The organism is Rhodococcus sp. PD04 (assembly GCF_035918275.1).
Lineage (GTDB): Bacteria > Actinomycetota > Actinomycetes > Mycobacteriales > Mycobacteriaceae > Rhodococcus > Rhodococcus rhodochrous.
Genome location: NZ_CP142143.1, coordinates 2442140 through 2461161, shown reverse-complemented (window position 1 = coordinate 2461161; position 19022 = coordinate 2442140). Strand labels below are relative to the sequence as shown.

Annotated in this window: 19 protein-coding genes and 1 riboswitch; of the genes, 5 read left to right on the top strand and 14 right to left on the bottom strand. The window is 67.6% G+C overall.

Annotated elements, in window-relative coordinates:
• Positions 1–57 precede the first annotated feature (57 nt).
• The 12 genes from U9J23_RS11390 to U9J23_RS11335 all read right to left on the bottom strand — a co-directional run bounded on the left by U9J23_RS11390 (position 58) and on the right by U9J23_RS11335 (position 12049).
• A complete protein-coding gene (locus U9J23_RS11390) occupies positions 58–1173 on the bottom strand; it encodes a phosphotransferase family protein (protein ID WP_059381441.1) in 1116 nt (371 codons plus the stop codon).
• A complete protein-coding gene (locus U9J23_RS11385; protein WP_326602694.1) occupies positions 1173–2462 on the bottom strand; it encodes an acyl-CoA dehydrogenase family protein in 1290 nt (429 codons plus the stop codon). Before U9J23_RS11385 ends, U9J23_RS11390 begins: the two co-directional genes overlap by 1 nt.
• A gap of 56 nt (positions 2463–2518) precedes the next feature.
• Positions 2519–3661: a thiolase family protein gene (locus U9J23_RS11380; RefSeq protein WP_059381439.1), complete on the bottom strand. Its 1143-nt coding sequence runs from the start codon at positions 3659–3661 to the stop codon at positions 2519–2521.
• Entirely contained in the window at positions 3658–4089 is a 432-nt protein-coding gene (locus U9J23_RS11375; protein ID WP_059381438.1) for a Zn-ribbon domain-containing OB-fold protein, read from the bottom strand. Before U9J23_RS11375 ends, U9J23_RS11380 begins: the two co-directional genes overlap by 4 nt.
• Positions 4086–4568: a Zn-ribbon domain-containing OB-fold protein gene (locus U9J23_RS11370; RefSeq protein ID WP_059381437.1), complete on the bottom strand. Its 483-nt coding sequence runs from the start codon at positions 4566–4568 to the stop codon at positions 4086–4088. Before U9J23_RS11370 ends, U9J23_RS11375 begins: the two co-directional genes overlap by 4 nt.
• Positions 4565–5752, bottom strand: coding sequence for a thiolase C-terminal domain-containing protein (locus tag U9J23_RS11365; protein ID WP_059381436.1), 1188 nt, complete (start codon positions 5750–5752; stop codon positions 4565–4567). The genes U9J23_RS11370 and U9J23_RS11365 overlap by 4 nt, the downstream gene beginning before the upstream one ends.
• 44 nt (positions 5753–5796) lie before the next feature.
• Positions 5797–6612 (bottom strand): SDR family NAD(P)-dependent oxidoreductase, encoded by an 816-nt coding sequence (locus U9J23_RS11360; protein ID WP_229580036.1) that lies wholly within the window; start codon positions 6610–6612, stop codon positions 5797–5799.
• On the bottom strand, positions 6609–7436 hold the full coding sequence (locus U9J23_RS11355; RefSeq protein WP_059381435.1) for a mycofactocin-coupled SDR family oxidoreductase: 828 nt from the start codon (positions 7434–7436) through the stop codon (positions 6609–6611). The genes U9J23_RS11360 and U9J23_RS11355 overlap by 4 nt, the downstream gene beginning before the upstream one ends.
• A 31-nt stretch (positions 7437–7467) precedes the next feature.
• On the bottom strand, positions 7468–8562 hold the full coding sequence (locus U9J23_RS11350; RefSeq protein WP_059381434.1) for an ABC transporter substrate-binding protein: 1095 nt from the start codon (positions 8560–8562) through the stop codon (positions 7468–7470).
• Between the two features lie 40 nt (positions 8563–8602).
• On the bottom strand, positions 8603–9367 hold the full coding sequence (locus U9J23_RS11345; RefSeq protein WP_326602687.1) for an SDR family NAD(P)-dependent oxidoreductase: 765 nt from the start codon (positions 9365–9367) through the stop codon (positions 8603–8605).
• A gap of 104 nt (positions 9368–9471) precedes the next feature.
• Complete coding sequence (locus tag U9J23_RS11340; protein WP_272266645.1) at positions 9472–10515, bottom strand: NADP-dependent oxidoreductase; 1044 nt, start codon at positions 10513–10515, stop codon at positions 9472–9474.
• Between the two features lie 40 nt (positions 10516–10555).
• On the bottom strand, positions 10556–12049 hold the full coding sequence (locus tag U9J23_RS11335) for a class I adenylate-forming enzyme family protein (RefSeq protein ID WP_272266643.1): 1494 nt from the start codon (positions 12047–12049) through the stop codon (positions 10556–10558).
• A 262-nt stretch (positions 12050–12311) separates the two neighbouring features.
• A riboswitch (glycine riboswitch) is annotated at positions 12312–12401 on the top strand.
• A gap of 142 nt (positions 12402–12543) precedes the next feature.
• Here U9J23_RS11335 and U9J23_RS11330 point away from each other — a divergent pair.
• On the top strand, positions 12544–13584 hold the full coding sequence (locus U9J23_RS11330) for a DMT family transporter (RefSeq protein WP_272266640.1): 1041 nt from the start codon (positions 12544–12546) through the stop codon (positions 13582–13584).
• Positions 13585–13687: 103 nt separating this feature from the next.
• On the opposite strand, the gene U9J23_RS11325 is transcribed toward U9J23_RS11330, so the two are convergent.
• Together U9J23_RS11325 and U9J23_RS11320 are read right to left on the bottom strand one after the other, a co-directional pair.
• A complete protein-coding gene (locus tag U9J23_RS11325) occupies positions 13688–14929 on the bottom strand; it encodes an SPFH domain-containing protein (protein WP_059381430.1) in 1242 nt (413 codons plus the stop codon).
• Between the two features lie 2 nt (positions 14930–14931).
• A complete protein-coding gene (locus U9J23_RS11320; protein WP_326602683.1) occupies positions 14932–15372 on the bottom strand; it encodes an NfeD family protein in 441 nt (146 codons plus the stop codon).
• A gap of 216 nt (positions 15373–15588) precedes the next feature.
• Here U9J23_RS11320 and U9J23_RS11315 point away from each other — a divergent pair, with 216 nt between their 5' ends.
• The 4 genes from U9J23_RS11315 to U9J23_RS11300 all read left to right on the top strand — a co-directional run bounded on the left by U9J23_RS11315 (position 15589) and on the right by U9J23_RS11300 (position 19022).
• Positions 15589–16224, top strand: a complete 636-nt coding sequence (locus U9J23_RS11315; RefSeq protein ID WP_059381428.1) for a TetR/AcrR family transcriptional regulator — start codon at positions 15589–15591, stop codon at positions 16222–16224.
• 43 nt (positions 16225–16267) lie between these two features.
• Entirely contained in the window at positions 16268–17131 is an 864-nt protein-coding gene (locus U9J23_RS11310) for an oxygenase MpaB family protein (protein WP_145706777.1), read from the top strand.
• 161 nt (positions 17132–17292) lie between these two features.
• A complete protein-coding gene (locus U9J23_RS11305; RefSeq protein WP_226949813.1) occupies positions 17293–18138 on the top strand; it encodes an MlaE family ABC transporter permease in 846 nt (281 codons plus the stop codon).
• Positions 18138–19022 carry an ABC transporter permease gene (locus U9J23_RS11300; RefSeq protein WP_059381426.1) on the top strand — a complete coding sequence of 295 codons (885 nt, stop codon included), beginning with the start codon at positions 18138–18140 and terminating at the stop codon, positions 19020–19022. The genes U9J23_RS11305 and U9J23_RS11300 overlap by 1 nt, the downstream gene beginning before the upstream one ends.

Genomic DNA, 19022 nt, shown 5'->3' with positions numbered 1-19022 from the left:
GGGCATGCCCGGGCGGTTCGCACCGCCGGACGTGCCCCGTGCGGAGAGGATCTCCGCTCATGCAGGAAGCAGGCCGAGCGCTCGGCGCGCGAGCGGCGCGACGAGCTCCCCTCGCTGTCCCATCCGCGGATCGGTGGTCTCTCCACGGACGAACCGCGCATAGAGCTGCTGCAGGATGACCACGGTCTTCCAGCAACCGAAGGCCTCGTACCAGTCGATGCGCGAGAGATCGAGATCGCTGCCCGATGCGTAGCGCTCGACGATCTCCGCCCGCGACGGCAGATCGAGCGCGTGCATACCGGGAACGACGATGAACGCCGCGTCCGAGTCGGGAGCCACGGTCCGGTCCGGCCAGTAGTTGAGCAGGGTGCCCAGGTCCACGAGCACATCACCGGTCGTGGCCATGTCCCAGTCGAACACCGACTTCACCCGGTCGGGGTCGCCGTGCGGGAACTGGCAGTTGTCGACCTTGTAGTCGTTGTGCACGATGCCGGCCCGCTGACTCGCGGGAACGTCGGCCCGGATCCGAAGGCCGACCTCCTCGACGAGATCGGCGACCTCACGGTCGGAGACGTACTCGGCGACGGCGTCCCACCGGGCCGACCATCCGGAGACCTGCCGTTCCAGGTATCCCTCCGGACGACCGAGATCCGCGAGATCGCACGATGCCGGATCGACGGCATGCAGGTCGGCGAGCCCGTCGACCACGGCGAAACCGATCCGCCTGCCCGCATCGGCACGATGCGACATCGACTCCGGGATCTCGTCCCACACCACGATCCCGTCGCGGTACTCGGAGACGAAGAACTCGGCGCCCACGACAGAGGTGTCGGCACAGTGCAGCAGCGCACGCGGAGCCCGGTCGTACGCGCGGTACAGGCGGGCGAGCACCCGATGCTCGCGCGCCATATCGTGCGCGCCGCGTGCGATCTGCCCGAAGGGAGGACGGCGCACGACCAGCAGTCGATCACCGAAGGCGACCCGGTAGGTCAGGTTCGCCGAACCACGCGGGAACTGCAGCACCGAGAACTCTCCGTCGAGACCGTCGAGGTTCGACCGCAGGTAGGCCTCGAGCGCGTCCCAGTCGAGTTCCTCCCCGGGACGGACCGGCGCTATCTCGACCCGCGGTTCCTCCACGCCCTCGACGCGCGACTCTTCGGCGACGCCCGTCATCACTGCACCCCCAGCGCCGGCAACCCGAACTTGGCCTCTGCCGCAGCATCCAGTGCGAGCAGGTGGGTCGTGGGGAACAGCCCCTCGGCCGGCGTCGCCATCTTCAGCAACTGCTTGGCGATCTGCTGCTTGTGCAACTCGGTCGCACCGTCCGCCAGGCCCATGTGGTAGCTCTCCAGAAGCCACTTGCCGAACGGCATCTCGGTGGAGATACCGAGCGAACCGTGCAACTGGATCGCGCGGGAGACGACATTGTTGAGAACCTTCGGCATCACCATCTTCACGGCGGAGATGTCGGCGATGACCTTCTTGTAGTCGTCGAGCTGATCGATCTTCCACGCGGTCCGCAGCACGAGAAGGCGGAACTGCTCGAGTTCGACCCACGACTCGGCGATCATGTCCTGCACCAACTGCATGTCGGCGAGCGAACGGCCGCGTGTCTGCCGCGACACGGCACGCTCGAGCATCATGTCCAGCGACGCCTTGACCAGGCCGACCGTGCGCATCGCATGGTGGATCCGTCCGCCGCCCAGACGCGTCTGCGCGACCGCGAAGCCCTCACCCTCCTCCCCCAGGAGATGATCGGCCGGAATCCGCACATCGGTGTACCGGATGTACGCGTGCGTGCCCTCGGACTCCTGATGGCCCCAGACACCGACGTTCCGGACGATCTCGATGCCCGGCGTGTCCATCGGGACGACGAACATCGATGCTCGCTTCGTCCGGGGAGCATCGGGGTCGGTCACGGCCATCACGATGAGGAAGGACGAGAACCGTGCGTGCGAGGAGAACCACTTCTCACCGTTGATCACGTAGTGGTCGCCGTCGCGCACCGCACGGGTGACGAAGCTGGTCGGGTCGGAGCCGCCCTGGGGTTCGGTCATCGAGTAGCACGATGCGATCTCACCGTCGATGAGCGGCTGCAGGTAGCGTTCCTTCAACTCCGGTGTGCCGTAGTGCGCGAGGATCTCGGCATTACCGGAATCCGGCGCCTGGCAGCCGAACACCACCGGACCGCTGTGGGTGGCACCCAGGATCTCGTTGAGCAGTGCGAGTTTGAGCTGCCCGTAGCCCGGACCGCCGAGCTTCGGGCCGAGATGGCAGGCCCACAGGCCCTTCTCCCGCACGATCTGCTGCAGCGGACGGATGAGTTTGTTGCGCGTCGGATCGGTCACGTCCCAGGCGTGTTCGATCACGCGGTCGACGGGGGCGACTTCTTCGTTCACGAAGGTCTGCACCCAGTCCAGCTTCTCCTGGAACTCCGGGTCCGTTTCGAAATCCCATGCCATGTCGATCGTCTCCTACCGTGTGATGAAAAGTTCTCGTCGGCGATCCGGTCGCCGATTCAGCGTGTGAGGACGGTGCACGCACTGATGCCCGGCGCCCCGTACACATGGGTGAAACCGACCTTGGGGTCGCCCGGCACCTGCCTGTCCCCCGCTGCACCGCGCAGCTGGACGACGTTCTCGTAGACCTGACGCAGACCGGTCGCGCCGATCGGTTCCCCGTTCGCGAGGCATCCACCGTCGGTGTTGACCGGGATCGATCCGCCGATCTCGGTGGCGCCGGAGCGGATGAGTGTCTCCTGCTCGCCGTGCTTGCACAGTCCCGTCTCCGCCAGGTGCATGATCTCCGCACCTGCCTCGGTGTCCTGGATCTGCGCCACGTCGATGTCGCTCGGGTCGATCCCCGCCGCTTCGAAGGCCGCGCGGGAGGCGGTCACCGTCGGCCCGTCGGCACGTTCGGGTGAGGTCCACGGACTGAACACCTCGAACGAACCGAACAACCGCGAGCGCAGTTCCGCGGCCTCGAGGAAGACCGGCGTGTCGGTGTAGCGGTGGGCCCGGTCGGCGCGGGCGAGCACGAGCGCGACCCCGCCCTCTGCCGGGGAGCAGAACATGTACTGGGTGAGCGGATCGTTGACCATCGTCGACCCGGCGATCTCCTCCTCGCCGAGCGGAGTTCGCCGCCAGGCATGGGGGGCGAGCGAGCCGTTGCGGAACGCCTTGGCCGCCACCGTGGCCAGCAGCGATTTCGGCAGTCCGTGCTCGACGAGGTACCGCTGGATCTTCATGGCGAAGAACTGGGTGGTGACCATCATCCCGGTCTCGCCGTACCAGCGGCCCAACCCGTTGTCCTCGGGACGAGGGTTGAATGCTCCGCGCGGATGCTTGTCGAAGCCGACGACGAGACCGAGATCGGACTCGCCGGACCGGATCCGGCTGACCGCCGAGGTCAGGGCGCTGCCACCGGTGGCGCAGCCGTTGGAGACATTGACGAAGGGCAGTCCGGTCAGGCCCAGGGTCGACACGAGGGTGTCGGCGTTGCCGGCGGAATCGCTGCCGCCGTAGGCGAACTGGATGTCCTCGAACTCGACCCCGGCGTCGGCCATCGCCTGCCGGGCCGCGTAGGCGCCCTGGTCCAGGCCGCTCACGCCCTCGGTGCGACCGAACCTGTGGATACCGATACCGACGATCGCGACCTTCATGCCGCCTCCTCCTTGCTCGGTGCGAATGCGAAGGTGACGACCTCGGTGCCGTCGTCGTCGACGTGGTTGACGATGCTGCACAACCGCATCGGCATACCGATCTCCAGCGATTCCGGGTCGTTCACGGTGAGGCGGGACTCGACGATCACGTCACCGAGATCGATGTAGCCGACCCCGAAGGGGGTGAACGGTTCGGTGTGCAGGAAGGGCTTCTTCGGGGCGAACGACTGCACGGTGTAGGACCAGAGCACCCCCTCGGTGGGCAGTGCCTCGGGGTTCATCTCCGCGGCCCCGCAGCGCGGGCAGCTGTGCTGGATCGGGAAGGTGACGGTCGAACAGCGGGAGCAACGGGCGCCGCGCAGGGCGACGTTCGGGTCGTCGTCGACGAACAGGAGCGGGTCGATCGGTCGGGTGGGTGCCGTGGTCATTCGTCCTCCCCGGTTCCGGCGCTCGCGCGCTCGGTGTCGATCTCCCAGACCGGCAACACCACAGGGTTTCCGGCCGCGTCCTCGCCGAGGTCCTCGAAGGTGCAGCGGACCGGGGTTCCGGCGGTGACGTCCGCACGACCGGGCAGATTGCCGATCAGGCGCACGCCGGCCTGCTCTCCGTCGAGGTCGACGACGATCACGGTGTACGGGACCGGGAACAGCGGATGCACCTGATGCTCGACGATCGTGTGGCTGTACACCGTGCCGGTGTGGGGCGCCGGCTTCCACGACACCTCGGTGCTCGCGCAATACACGCATCGCGGGCGCGGCAGGTGGATGCGTCGCCCGCAGTCCTCGCAGGTGAGGATCTCGATGCGGCGCTCGGCGGCGGCGGAGAAGAAGCCGGCGCTGCCCCGTTCGGTGACGAGGGGACGAAGACGGTCGGTGGTCGCCGCGCTCGCGGCTGCTGCGGCGCTCATGCCGCCACCAGGATCAGCGCGGACGCCGCCGGGGGCGGGGCCGAGGTGACCAGGGAGACCTGCGCACCCTCGACCTGACTCGTGGAGGTACCGCGGATCTGCCGCACCCCTTCGACGACGTGGTTCATTCCGTGGATGTATCCCTCGGACATGTGTCCTCCGCTGGTGTTGATCGGTATCGCTCCACCGAGGTCGATCTGACCCTCGGCGAGGAAGTCGCCGGTGTCGCCGCGCTTGCAGAACCCGTAGTCCTCGAGCTGGATGAGGGCCGTGATCGAGTAGCAGTCGTAGATCTGCGCGACGTCGACGTCCGCGGGACCGAGACCGGCACGGCTGTAGAGCGTGTCCTGGCATTCCCGCGACGGCAGGGCGGTGATGTCCTCACGCATGAGAGTCGGGTACATCAGGCCCGGCTGGGGGTGACGGCAGGTCGACATCGCGACCGACCGGATGAGTGCCGGCGTCTGCCGCAGGTCGTTGGCGCGTTCGGCGGTGGTGACGACGACCGCTGCGGCACCGTCGGTTTCGAGACAGTAGTCGAACAGTCGCAGGGGCGACGACAGCATGCGCGAATCGAAGTAGTCGTCGAGCGTCATCGTCCGGTCGTACATCTGGGCGGCCGGATTCGCATTGGCGCGCTTGCGGGTCACCAGCGCGATCTGCGCGAGTTGTTCGGAGGTCAGGCCGGTTTCGGTCATGTAGCGCTGAGCCATGAGCGCGAAGTACTGGCCGGACGACAGCAGCCCGTACGGGCCGAAGAACTCCTCGAAGGTCTCGTTGCCGCCCACCTCGGGGGTGACGACCGGAGACAGGCCGAACCGACGGCCCGATCGGCCGTTGAGCGAACGGAACACGACGACGGTGGTCGCCTGTCCGCTCATGATGGCGGCGACGGCCTGGGCGACCATCGCGGCCGGTCCCGATCCACCCGGGCCGGCTTCACCCCAGTAGGTCAGGTGCGGGACGCCGAGGCCGTCGGCGAGCGCCGCGCACGAGACGAGATCCATATCGTTGCGGACGACGCCGTCGACGTCGGCCGGGGTCAGTCCGGCGTCCTCGAGGGCCGCCGCGGCGGCCTCGACGGCGAGCGCTGTCACGGAGACACCGGAGTCCTTGGAGAACGCGGTGGTTCCGATTCCTGCAATGGCGCAGGCATCCCTGCGCCAGGTCGGGTCGGTGGACATGTGTGGGTCACCTCTGTGTCGTGCCCGCCGCAGCGGGCGGGGAGTCAGTTCGCGGTCAGTCCGCCGTCGGCGGCGATCGCCGCGCCGGTCACGAAGGAGGCGTCGTCGGACAGCAGGAAGGCCACCACCGATGCCATCTCTGCCGGGTCCGCCGAGCGTCCGAGCGCGGTGTTCTCCACCACGCGGCTGCGGGTCGCCTCGGGCTCGGGGCCCTGCAACGCCTGCGAGTTCACGCGCAGGCCCGTTCGCACCAGGCCGGGGCACAGGCAGTTCGCCCGGATGTTCCGGTCGGCGTACCCCATGGCAACCGACCGGGTCAGCTGCAGGACACCGCCCTTGGACGCGTCGTAACCGGGGGTGTTCAGGTTGGTCGCCACCAGCGACGCGACCGAGCCGACGGTCACGATCGAGCCCCCGCCGGCCTGGAGAAGGTGGGGCAGGGTGGCCCGCAACGGCAGGAAGGTGCCGGTGAGGTTCACGCGCAGGATGCGTTCCCAATGGGCGAGTTCCATCTCGTGGAGCATCGCCGTCCCGTTGATGCCCGCACAGGTCACCACGCCGTCGAGGCCTCCGAACTCGTCGGCCGCGGCAGCCACGGCGTCCGCGACCGAGGTCTCGTCGCCGACGTCGCACCGCAGCCCCAGCGTCGGTGCGCCGGTCTCCGCGACCGAGGCGGACACGGTCTCCGCGGCCTCGCCCCGGGCGTCGGTCACCGCGACCGCTGCACCCTCGGCGGCGAGTCGCTTCGCCACGGCCTCACCGATGCCGCTTCCACCGCCGGTCACGAAGATCCGGCGACCTTCGAGTCTGCGCGGCACCCGGGCGGTCTCGGGCCGGGTTTCGTTGTCCAGAGCGGTCACAGTCGCACCCCCGCGTCGACCGGCAGCGCCACGCCGGTGATGAATCGTGCTTCGTCCGAGGCGAGGAACAACACGGCGTTGCTCATGTCCTCGGGCGCCACCCAGCCGATGCCCATCGGATTGCGGTCCTTCGAGCGCTCCCACAGGTCGTCCGGTCCCGGATTCTCGAGATCGGGCCCGAAGATCCGGAAGGTCGCCTCGTTGTGCAGCATCGGGGTTTCCACGGCGCTCGGATTGACCGTGTTGACGCGGATGCCGTGGGGGCCGAGTTCGGTGGCCAGAGTCCGCATGAGGCCGACGACACCGCTCTTCGACGCGTTGTAGTGACCGATGTTGGCCGAGCCGAGCATCGCCTGGATCGAGCTGGTCATGACGATCGATCCACCGCGGCCGGCGCGGATCATCTCCGGGACGACGGCTCGAACGGTGTGGAACACCCCGGTGAGGTTGACGTCGAGCATGTCCTGCCACTCTGCGTCGCTCAACTCCCAGGTGGGCCGGAAGCCCACGATGCCCGCGTTGGCACAGACGATGTCGATGTGCCCGAACGTTCCGATCGCATCCGCGACCGCAGCGTCGAGTTGTGCCTGGTCCCGAACGTCGGCGATGCGGGACAGGACCCGGCGGCCGGTCGCGGCGACGAGCGCCTCGGTCTCCTTGAGGTCGTCCCCGGTGGCAAGCGGGTACGGCACCGAGTCGATCGACCTGCACACGTCGAGGAGGACGACGTCCGCCCCTTCTTCGGCGAGACGCACGGCGTGCGCGCGTCCTTGGCCACGGGCCGCGCCGGTGATCAGTGCGACCTTTCCTTCAACTCTTCCCATGGGGGTGACTCCTTCTCCGGCGATCCCGGAACTACTGGTTGAACAGACGGCCGAAGCGGGCCTTGAGTTCTTCGAGTGCTTCCGGCGTCATGGCGTCCGTGTTCTGAGGGGCGACCTTGTCGACGGTGGTGACCGCCGAGCCGATGCCGGGCAGAACGGAGGCATTGCGGAACGAGACCGCTTCCTGACCCGCCGGGGTGATCATGTAGTTGGCCAGGACCTGGGCTGCATTGGGATGAACGGCGTCGGCGAGGATCGCGGTGTACATGGGCGCGCCCCACACGACGTCTCCGAAGGCCGAGTCGACGGGGGCGCCGGTCTCCTGCTCGCTCTTCTGGTCCTGCACGAAAGCGGCGGCGGCGATCTCACCGGAGGCGAGGGCCTGCGCCAACGGCAGCGCGCTGGGGTAGATCCGCGGACGCTGCTGCGCCAGCTTCTCGAGATAGCCCTCCCCTCCGACCTGCTCGAGATAGTTGTCGTAGAAATCCACGTGCGCGGTCGACGTGGGAAGGACGATGCCGATCCTGCCGTCGCCGAGCGCCGGATCCAGGAGATCGCCGTAGCTGTCGACGCCGTCCGGGTAGCGCTGGGTGTTCCAGCCGAAGGTCAGGACGGACGCATTGGAGACGAAATAACCCGTATCGTCCTTCAGGGTCGTGACGTCGTACTCACTGGCAGAGTCGGTGAAGGCCGGGCCGACGGGCTCGGCGAACTCCCCCTCCGCGCCGAGGCTCACGGCCCACGGCACACTCGCCTGCGTGACCACGTCGGCGACCCGGTTGCCGGTCTCGGCCTCCGCACCGATCTTCTGGTGCAGATTCGCGTCGACGTCACGCACGACGTTCAGGCGGATGCCGTAGTCGGCCTCGAAGCGGCGGCCCAATTCGGCGAGAGCGTCCGCCGCGTTCGACGAGTAGATCGTGACCTCGCCCTCCGCCTTGGCCGCCTCGACCACCTGCTGCCAGGCATCGTCGCCGGCCGGGCCGGTCGATCCGATCGATTCCGAGGTGATGCGGTCGTCCCCACCGTTTCCACCGCAGGCCGCGAGGGTCGCGGCGAGCGCGGCGGCGGTCAGGGTCGACAGGAAGGTGCGCCGGGTACGGCGCGGTGCTCGGATGAAGTCCATGAGAGGCTCCTGGTCGTCGGCCCGTGGGCCGCGGATCGGGTCAGGGGGTGGAGGTGCGGCCGCCGTCGACGGGGATCACGGCACCGGTGGTGTAGGTGGAACCGGGCCCCGCGAGATACAGTGCGGCGCCGACGATCTCGTCCGGATTTCCGGCACGCCGGAGCGGCATCGCCCCGAACAGTTCGTTGGCCGAGTCCATGTCCCACGCCTTGCTGATGTCGGTGAGGAAGGCACCGGCCATGATCGTGTTGACCCGCACGCTGGGACCGTATGCCTGCGCGAAGCCCTTGGTCAGGGTGTTCAATCCCGCCTTGGCCGCCGCGTACGGCAGATCGGTGGTCATCGGCCGCTGGGAGGCGATGGAGCTGATGTTGATGATCGACCCCCCGGAACCCGCCGCCATCCGGGGACCGACGAGGGCGGTCAGACGGAAGACACCCTTGAGATTGACACCGATCACCTTGTCGAACAGTTCCTCGGTCACCTGGTCGAGGCTGGGGTACAGAGGCGCCATGCCGGCGTTGTTCACCAGGACGTCCAGGTGGCCGAACTCGTCGTAGACCCGGTCGACGACCGGCTCGTGGGCGTCCCAGTCACCGACGTGCAGTGCGAGAGGCAGGGCCTTACGCCCGGTGGTCTCGGCGACCTCCGCGGCGAGTTTCTCGCAGCTGTCGACCTTGCGGCTGACGATGACGACGTCGGCACCGGCGTTCGCAAAGGCGAGAACCATCTCGCGGCCCAGGCCGCGGCTGCCACCGGTGACGAGCGCTACCTTTCCTTCGAGCGGACGGGGATGCGTGGTCATGCGGGCTCCTGTCGATGAGGTCGGCGTCGAAGGCGCCGAAAGAGTGAGAAGGTGCGGCGGGACACCGGCGCCGCCGCAGCGACGTCGGGACGGTCCCGATGGAGTCAGGTCGAGGGAACGAGAGGGACGAGGGCCTTACCAGTTGCGGCGCCGTCGAGCATCCCGATGAAGGCATCCCATGCACCGCCGATACCACCGGCGAACTCGGTGTGGACGGGCCGGATCCGGCCGCTCCGGACGAGCGCGGCCATCTCGTCCTCGAAGGCATCGCGCGCATCGAGATGGTCGGCCAGCAGGAAGCCTTCCATCCGGGCGCGACGCCAGATCAGTTTGAGCAGGTTGTTCGGTCCGGGCACGGGTGTCGCGGAGTTGTAGACGCTGATCATCCCGCACAGAGCGATTCGGGCGTGGTCGGCGAGCACGCGGATGGCCGCTTCGAGCTGTTCGCCCCCGACATTGTCGAAATACACGTCGAGCGCGGTGGCACCGACCTCGGCCATAGCACTGCGCAGCAGGTCCTTCGCCGGCCCCTCGTGATGATCGAACGCCGCGTCGGCACCGAGTTCCCTGACAAGAGAGACCTTCTCAGGAGAGCCGGCGCTCGCGATCACCACGGCACCACGCTGTTTCGCCAGCTGGACCGCAGTGGATCCGACCGCACCGGCCGCGGACGACACGAACACCACATCGCCGCTGCGCACCTGCGCGATCCGATCGATTCCCACCCAGGCGGTCATACCCGGGATGCCGAGGACACTCAGGTGCAGGGCTGCGGGGAGGTCGTCGTGCCGGAGCCTGCGGCAGTCGGACGGGTCGACGAAACTTTCCGTCCGCCAGCCGTACTCGTGGAGAACCAGCGATCCGATCGGCAACTCGGGTCGATCGGACCAGGACACGACCCCGACCGTTGGAGCCAGCATCGGCTCCCCCAGTGCATAGGGCTCCGCGTAGGTCGCCTCACCGCCCATCCTGCCCCGCATGTACGGCTCGACGGACATGACGAGGTTCCGCACGCGGACCTGCCCCGGGGCGGGTTCGCCGAGAGCGGTTCCGACCAACTCGACGTCGGTGTCACGGGGACGGCCGCTCGGGCGCGCCCGGAGGATCCATTCGCGTCGGACGAGTTCGGTGTCCACGGTGTCGGTCACAAGGATGCCCGTTCTCTTCGTGATGCGGACGGCAGCGCGATCATCCCGCGAGTCCGGCCGTGACCTGCTCGACGAGATCGCGGCGCACGAGCTTGCCGGTGGGGGTACGGGGCAGGTCGTCGACGAACACGACGTCGTCGGGGGTCCTCGAACCGCGCAGACGTTCACGGCACCACGTGCGGATCGAATCGGCGTCGTCGTGGTTGTCGACGGCCGGCACGATCACCGCGCAGATCCGTTCGCCCCATTCGTCGTCGGGAGTACCGATGACGGCCACCTCGCGCACCTGCGGGTGGTGCGCCAGCACGTCCTCGATCTCGGCCGGTGCGATGTTCTCCCCACCTCGGATGATCGTGTCGTCCGCGCGGCCACCGATGTAGAGATAGCCGTCCTCGATCCGGGCGCGATCCCTGGTCGGGAACCAACCCTCCGCGTCCAGAACCGAACCGTTGCCCATGTACTCGCCGCTGACCTGGGCCCCGCGCACCCACAGCAGACCCGTCTGCCCGTCGGACAGCACGCGTTCGCCGTCCTCGGATCGGATCTGCGCCTCGATGCCGGGCACGATCCGCCCGGTCGAGGAGAGACGCCCTCGCAGTTCTGGTTTCGCGAAGGCCTCCCGATGGTCTTCGGGTCCGAGCACCGCGATCGTCGAACTGGTCTCCGTCAGCCCGTAGGCGTTGACGAATCCGGTGTCACCGAACGCCGCGAGAGCACGTTCGAGGACCGGCTGGGGCATCCTCGCCCCTCCGTAGGCGAGCGACTCGAGAGTCGGAACCTCGGCCGGCGCACCGTCGAGGTGGTCGACGATGCGAGCGAGCATCGTGGGCACCACCATCGCGCTGGTGACGCCCTCGGTGCGGACGAGATCGAGCCAACCCTGCGGCGTGAAGTCGGGCAGGTACACCATGCGGCGACCCGAGTAGACGTTGCTCAGGACGGCACCGAGACCTGCGATGTGATAGGGCGGCGTGCTGACCAGAGTGGCCTGTTCCTCTGCTGCGGAGCCGAATTCGACGGTGTTGATGAGGTAGGACAGCAGGTGCCGGTGCCGGAGCAGCACCCCTTTCGGAGCCGAGGTGGTCCCGGAGGTGAACAGCACGATCGCGGTTCCCTCGTCGTCCGATCGGTCGCCCTCCAGAGGGTCCGTACCCTCCGCGAGACCGAGGAATTCGTCGGTCGAGACGATTCGGTGCGCGCACCCGTCGAGCTTGCCGACAAAGTCGGCATCCGCAACGACGATCGGTTCGTCCAGCCTGTCGATCAGTTCGAGCAGCTGCGCGGCCGGAAGCCGGTAGTTCAAGGGCGCCAGTGGAACACCGGCACGACCGGCAGCGAACATGAGCGTGGGAAGGACCGGACCGTTCACTCCGACGAAGACGACGTGTCGGGCTCCGAGCTCACCGAGCAATCCCGCACCGCGCGAAGCGAGTTCGTCGAGCCGGCGGTAGGTGACGCCGTTCGCGCGAGGACCCATCGCAATCCGATCGGGGGTGGCGGCGGACGCCATGTCGAGGACCATCCCGATACCCATATGACCACCTGTCTTCAGAAGCCTTGCCGTACGAGAGAAGAGACGAATCGACCGGCGCTCGCGATCATCGGGCACCGAACCCTCGGTCGCGAGACCGTGTGATGCACACCATAGCAATTATGCCAATATTTGTGAAGGTATCGCTCGGAATTTTCTGACAGCCTTCTCACCAGGCGAAATGTGCGACACGCCACCCCGGGAGCGTCCTGATGAACCGACGTCGAAGCACATGGCATACTTGACGCCACAACTGAACAGCCACCGAACCGCGGCGGGAGAGTCCCGCACACAGCGGGCGCCGAAGGAGCAACCTCCCCGGGAATCTCTCAGGCCCCCAGACCGCCACGGCGAGGCTCCTCTGGAAAGCAACTCTTCCGGGTTCACCGAAGGTGTAAGCGGCTCCGTCCGCGAAAGCTCTCAGGTCCGATGACAGAGCGGGGAACGACAACACCCGCTGGTGCTCGTTTCGTGCACCCTGGACCCGAGGTAGACGTGTGACCGTTTCCCTGGGCGCGCCCCTGCGCGCCGATGATGCGCTGTCCGTGCCCCTGCGCGCCGATGATGCGCTGTTAGAGCAGAAGCGCGCCGACACTGCGTCGACCGAGTCGCGTGGCCCCGCTCTCCCTCCCTCCCCCGCTCCGAAATCGCCGCCTCGCACGAACCGGCGACTCGGGATCGCCGCGATCGTGCTGTCCGCGACCGCGATGGGCGCCGCAGGGTTGTTCGGCCGCAAGGCAACTCCCGAAGGCGCGGTCCTCGGTGAGGCACTGACACTCGGGCGGATGGCAGTCGGAGCGATCGGCATGCTCGTCCTGATCGCGGTGTCCCGCCGCCTCGGACAGTTGCGCCGGACCCGCCTGTCCTGGTCGGTTGTCGGCGGAGGCGTCCTTCTCGGATTGTCCCTCGCGACCTATCTGTCCGCCACGGTGTTGACCGACCTGTCCCGTGCCGTGGTTCTCCACTACCTCGGTCCCGTCGTCGCGACGGCTCTCGCCCGGGTGTTCCTGAAGGAGAGGGTCGGTCGTCTCGACGCCTTGTCGATCGGCACGGCGTTCGCCGGGATGCTGCTCGCCGCCGGTCTGGTGGGCGGTGAGTCGTCCGGGGGTGAGCACGAAACGCTGGGCACCGTATTGGGCGCGGCCTCGGGAGTCTTCTACGGCGCGGCCCTGCTGTGTTACCGCTATCGCACCGACATGCCGTCCGACGTCCGGTCCTTGTGGAACTTCGTCTTCGGTGCCGTCGCGGCAGGTGGGATGGTCGCGGTGACCCGACCCGACATGTCGGGGATGACTGCGACGAACTGGCTGTGGGCCGGTGGGTTCTTCGTCGTCTGCGGCCTGTTCGCACTGGGGCTGCTCGTCGTCGCGGGAAAGCACCTTCGCGCTGCAGAACTGTCCGGCCTGTCCTACCTCGAAGTCGTGGTCGCGTTGATGATCGGCGTGGTCGCCTTCGGAGAGTCCGTGACCGTGCTCGCCGCCGCGGGCGCCGGTCTCATCGTGGTAGCGATGGCCCTGCCGATGCTCGGTCGTCGATGACACTGCCGACATCCGGCCGCAGATGACACTGCCGACGTCCCGCCGCATATGACGAGAGGGAGGGCGCGCCGACCGGCGGGCCCTCCCTCTCGAATCCGTTCTGTTACTGCTGCTGCGGCGGCTCGGCCGGCTGCTCGGATGCGTCGTTCGCCATCCAGCGCTGGGCCGGCGGCGGGGTGGGCAGCGCCGACTGTCCTTCACCGGCACCACCCTGCGCACCTTCCGTGGCGAGACCCGTCCGGACCGCGGGATCGACCGGCTTGCGCGCGACCGCCTCGGCTTCGGCGACTGCCTGGGCCACCTCGGGGTCGCGCTTGGTCGCGAACCAGTCCTCGACCTCGGCGCTGTCGTCCTCGGGGCGTTGCAGCTCTTCGTCGACAGGACTCGGCTCGAACCGGAAGACGCCGTCATCGCCGGGTGCGCCGAGCGTCCGCGCGAATCCTTCGAGCGCCTTGCCGAAGTCGCTCGGCACCACCCACATCTTGTTCGCGTCACCCTGGGCCATCTGCGGCAGGGTCTGCAGGTACTGGTAGGCGAGCAGCTCCGGAGTGGGCTTGCCGGCCTTGATCGCGGCGAAGACCTTCTCGATGGACTTGGCTTCACCCTGGGCCTCGAGGTACCGCGCCGCGCGATCACCCTGCGCACGCAGGATCCGCGACTGCCGGTCGGCCTCGGCCTCGAGGATCGCGGCCTGCTTCGCGCCTTCGGCGGAGAGGATGCGCGACTGCTTGTCGCCCTCGGCGGTCTTGATCGCGGATTCGCGGTGCCCCTCGGCCGTGAGAATCATCGCGCGCTTCTCGCGGTCGGCCTTCATCTGCTTCTCCATCGATTCCTGGATCGACGGCGGCGGATCGATGCTCTTGAGTTCGACTCGCGCGACACGCAGTCCCCATCGGCCGGTGGCTTCGTCGAGCACACCGCGGAGCTGACCGTTGATGGAGTCGCGCGAGGTGAGCGTCTCTTCGAGGGTCATTCCGCCGACGACGTTGCGGAGCGTGGTGACGGTGAGTTGCTCGACCGCGGCGATGTAGTTGCTGATCTCGTAGACGGCCGCCTGCGGGTTCGTGACCTGGAAGTACACGACCGTATCGATGCTCAGCGTCAGGTTGTCCTGGGTGATGACCGGCTGCGGCGGGAACGAGACGACGCGTTCGCGCAGATCGACCTTCGCCCGGATGCGGTCGACGAAGGGCACCAGGAAGGTGAGCTGACCCGACGCCGTCCGGTAGTACCGGCCGAGACGTTCGATGACCGCGGCCTCCGCTTGCGGTACCAGCGATACCGATTTGGCCACGACCACCACGACCAGTGCCACCACCACGGCGAGCACGATCAGAGCTTCCATCCTCAGACACCCCTCCATACGACGGCTGTCGCGCCGTCTATCTGCATCACTGTCACTGTCGTTCCCGGCTCGTACACCTCGGTGGCGTCCAGCGGCCTGGCGGTCCACACCTCACCGTCGATCTTCACACGCCCGGAATGCTCCCCCACCTGCTCGAGGACCAGCGCATGCTTTCCCGGAAGAGCGTCGATCCCGGTGGGCAGAGCGGGCGGCTGGGAGTACCGCCGCCTCAGGATCGGCCGGACACCGGCCAGCAGAACCAGCGAGGTCACGGCGAAGATCACCGCGTCGATCCAGACGGGCAGATCGGTCACCGCGGAGACACCCCCGGTGACGAGCGCTGCACCGCCGAGCATCAGCAGCGCGAAATCGCCCGTGAGCGCTTCGCCGGCCGCCAACGCCACTCCGGCGATCAACCAAATCAATGCGGCCACGGTCTCCATCGAACCACAAATCGGACATCCTGGCAGATGCCCTGGTCGAGGAAGCCTTGCGGGCTCCTCGACCTCGATGCTGGTACCGGAGGGGAGATCCACGGGCCGGAAGTTCTATATTTTTTTATTTTCCGTCCTGATCGGACTCCCATTCGGCTCATAAGTGAAGTCAGCCGAAAACACATCCTTTTGCCGATGTGAGATCGGTGATACCGTCCCCGAACTATGGGTATCACCCCCGTGCGTTCGCTCCTCGTGGGAGCGTTGATCGGCCAGAGCGCCGACGCCGATCCGACCGACACCGCAATCCTTGCGGCCACCATCCGCTGCCTGAGCCACCACGGACTCGAACGGACGACGGTGGCCGACGTCGCGGCGGAGGCCGGAGTCGGTCGCGCCACGGTCTTCCGGCGGTTCGACACCAAGGAAGAACTCCTGGGTCGCGCATTCGCGTGGGAGCTCGATCAGCTCGTCACGCGGTTCCACGCGGCCATCGACGACATCGAGGACCCGTACGAGCGCGCAGTCGAATGGATCGTCGAAGCGGTCCGTACCGTCCGCAACCACCCGGTCGCACGACGATTCGTCGTCGACGGAGCCGCTCTCCCGCTTCTGCACGACCCCCAGATCACCGCCGCACTGCTCACCTCGGTCCGCCACGAACTCGACCTCACCGCACAACGGGCGGGGATCACGTTCGACACGGCCACCGCCGCAGAAATCGTCGCGCGGTTCTTCGCAAGTGTGTGGCTCGCACCCGATCTGGGTGACGCCACCGCGACCGACGACGGGGTACGACGGGTGGCCCGGACCATGCTGTCCTTCCTGATCGTGCCCTCGAACCCCTCCACCGACAGCTGATCTCCGCATCCGTTCCCCGCCATCGAACCCGAGGAGTCCGGCAATGGAAGTCACTCCCGCACAACGTGTTCGCACCGACATCGAAAGCGATGTACCCGTCGCCGACCGCACCTTCGTCCGGTTGCTGGCAGACCGCCGCATCTGGCCCATGTTCCTGTTCCGGGCACTGTCGCTCCAGGGCACCCACCCCACCGTCATGGTTGCGCTCGAACAGCATTCGAAATCGTTCACCGAACCGTCGGTACGCGCGGAGAACACGCTCGCGTACACCTACCGCATCTACTTCGGCGAGAACGTCGCCGATTCGGCACGGGAACTGCGGGAGATGCACCGACCTGTCACCGGACTCGACTACGACGGCCGGAGATACCACGCCTGGAACCGCGACGTGTGGACCTGGGTCCACCTCACCACCATCGAATCGCTCATCTACGCGATCGAGGTCTGCTTCGGTGCGCAACCCGCACCGGAGGTGGAGGCCTTCTACCGGGAGAGCTGCCGACTCGGCATGCTGTTCGGCGTCCGTGAGCAGGACATGCCGGACGATGTGGCAGGTCTTCGCGCCTACGTCGACCGAGGGGTCGCCGACAAGCTCGCGATGTCGCCCGGCACCCGGCGGATGCAGCAACTCGTCGACGAACAGGACGTGATCGCAACCCTCGAGCCGAAACTCGCCGCACTCCCCCGGCCCCTTCCCGCCGTCCTGAGGAAGATGACGGGGCGGCCGGTGGAGACGCTGATGTTCGGCGCATTCCCCGAGTCCGTCCGCCGGATCTGGGGAGTGCCGTGGAGCGCGGCCCGCGAACGTGAGTTCCGCGCAATCCTCGCACTCGCGCGCGTCGGTTCCCGGTTGGTTCCCGAGCGCCTCCGCTCGATCCCGGAAGCCCGCGCCGCACTGGGGGTCTGACCCACCGGTCGTCATCCCCGTACACGCGTCCGCTCGCTGCGGACGCGAGCCGATGGTGCAGTCGTCGGCCGTTCTGCACATACCCGACCCGGAGATCCGGTTGCTTCGGCGCCGGTTCCGACCAGTACCGATCGATTCGGTGCAGTTCATCAGGGGGCCCGATGAAGACCTCGCAACCCACGGACGCAGACGTCCGGGGCGAGCGGACGTTCGGGGGTGCCGTGGTCACACGCACCGCCGACTCCACACGCACATTCGGACGCACGCTCCGTCTGGCGTTCCGCGCCACCGCATACCTGATCGTCGACATCGCACGCGGTCGTTTCCCGATGCGGGAGGCGATCGTCCAGGGATGGTTCTTCGTCTCCGTCTCGGCCGTGCCCGCCGTTCTGGTGGCGCTACCGCTCGGCGTGGTCATCGCCGTGCAGGTCGGCAGCATGACCGACAACGTCGGCGCCAACTCGATGGCCGGCGCGGTGGGCGGAATGGGAGTGATGCAGCAGATCGCGCCCCTGGCCGCGGCACTGCTCATCGGTGGTGCCGGTGGTTCGGCCATCTCCGCCGACCTCGCCTCGCGAACCATCCGGGAGGAGATCGACGCGTTGCGCACCCTGGGCATCGACCCCCAGCGCAGGCTGGTCTCGCCCCGCATCCTGGCGATGGTCGTCGTCGCCCCGATGTTGTCGGTGCTGATCATCCTCATGAGCATTCTGGCGAGCTTCGCGGTGGCCTCGCTCGGTCAGGGGGTCGCCCCCGGCTCGTACTGGTTGTCGTTCGGCAGCTTCGCCTCGACCACCGACCTGATCGTCTGCCTGTTCAAGGCCGCTGTCTTCGGGTACGTGGTGGCGGTCATCTCCAGCCAGCGCGGTCTCGAGGCCAAAGGCGGCCCGAAGGGCGTGGCGGACAGCGTCAATGCGGCCGTGGTGCTCAGCATCATCGCCTGCATGGTCGTCAACCTCTTCATCACCCAGGTGGTCCTGATGTTCGTCCCCATGAGGTTCCTCTGATGAGCACCACGCGCAGCGGACCCGTTGCGACGCCGTCGCCCTATCGCCCCCGCGGTCTGCGGTGGACCCGCCACGCCGGCCGGGCGTGGAACCCGATCGAAGCCCTCGGGCTCCACCTGCACTTCGTCGTCGTCTCGTTCCGAGGCATCGGCCACGCCCTGCGCCGCAACCGCCGCCAGACCGTCGCCATCTTCACCGACCTGACATGGGGCAACGGCCGCGCAGTCATCGTCGGCGGAGGCGTCGCACCGGTGCTGGCCATCCTCGGCATCGTCGCCGGGGCGATGGTCGGCCTCGTCGGCTTCTCCGCACTCGACATGCTCGGCATGGGACCGCTGACCGGAGCCATGTCGGCCCTGGCGAATCCCCGCGAACTCGCTCCCCTCATCGCGGCGATCGGGTTCGCAGCCCAGGCCGGTTGCCGCATCACAGCCGAGGTCGGCGCCATGCGGATCTCGGAGGAGATCGACGCGCTCGAAGCGCAGGCCATCGACTCGATCCCGTACGTCGTCTCCACCCGCCTCATCGCCGCCGTCGGCGCCGTCGTCCCGTCCTACCTGATCGCGCTCGCCCTCGGATTCGCCGCCACCGGCGCGACCGTCACCGTGGTGCAGGGCCAGGGAGCGGGTGCCTACGACCACTACTTCCATATGTTCACCGAGCCGATCGATCTGCTCTACTCGCTGATCAAGGTGGTCGTATTCGTCCTGGTCGTGACGCTCGTGCACGCCTATCAGGGCTACCACGCGAGCGGTGGTCCCGAGGGGGTCGGGATCGCCTCGGGCCGCGCCATCCGGGCGAGCCTCGTGCTGATCGTGACCACCGACATGGTGCTCACGCTCATCATGTGGGGCCTCGACGCGACGATCAGCTTCTCGGGGTGA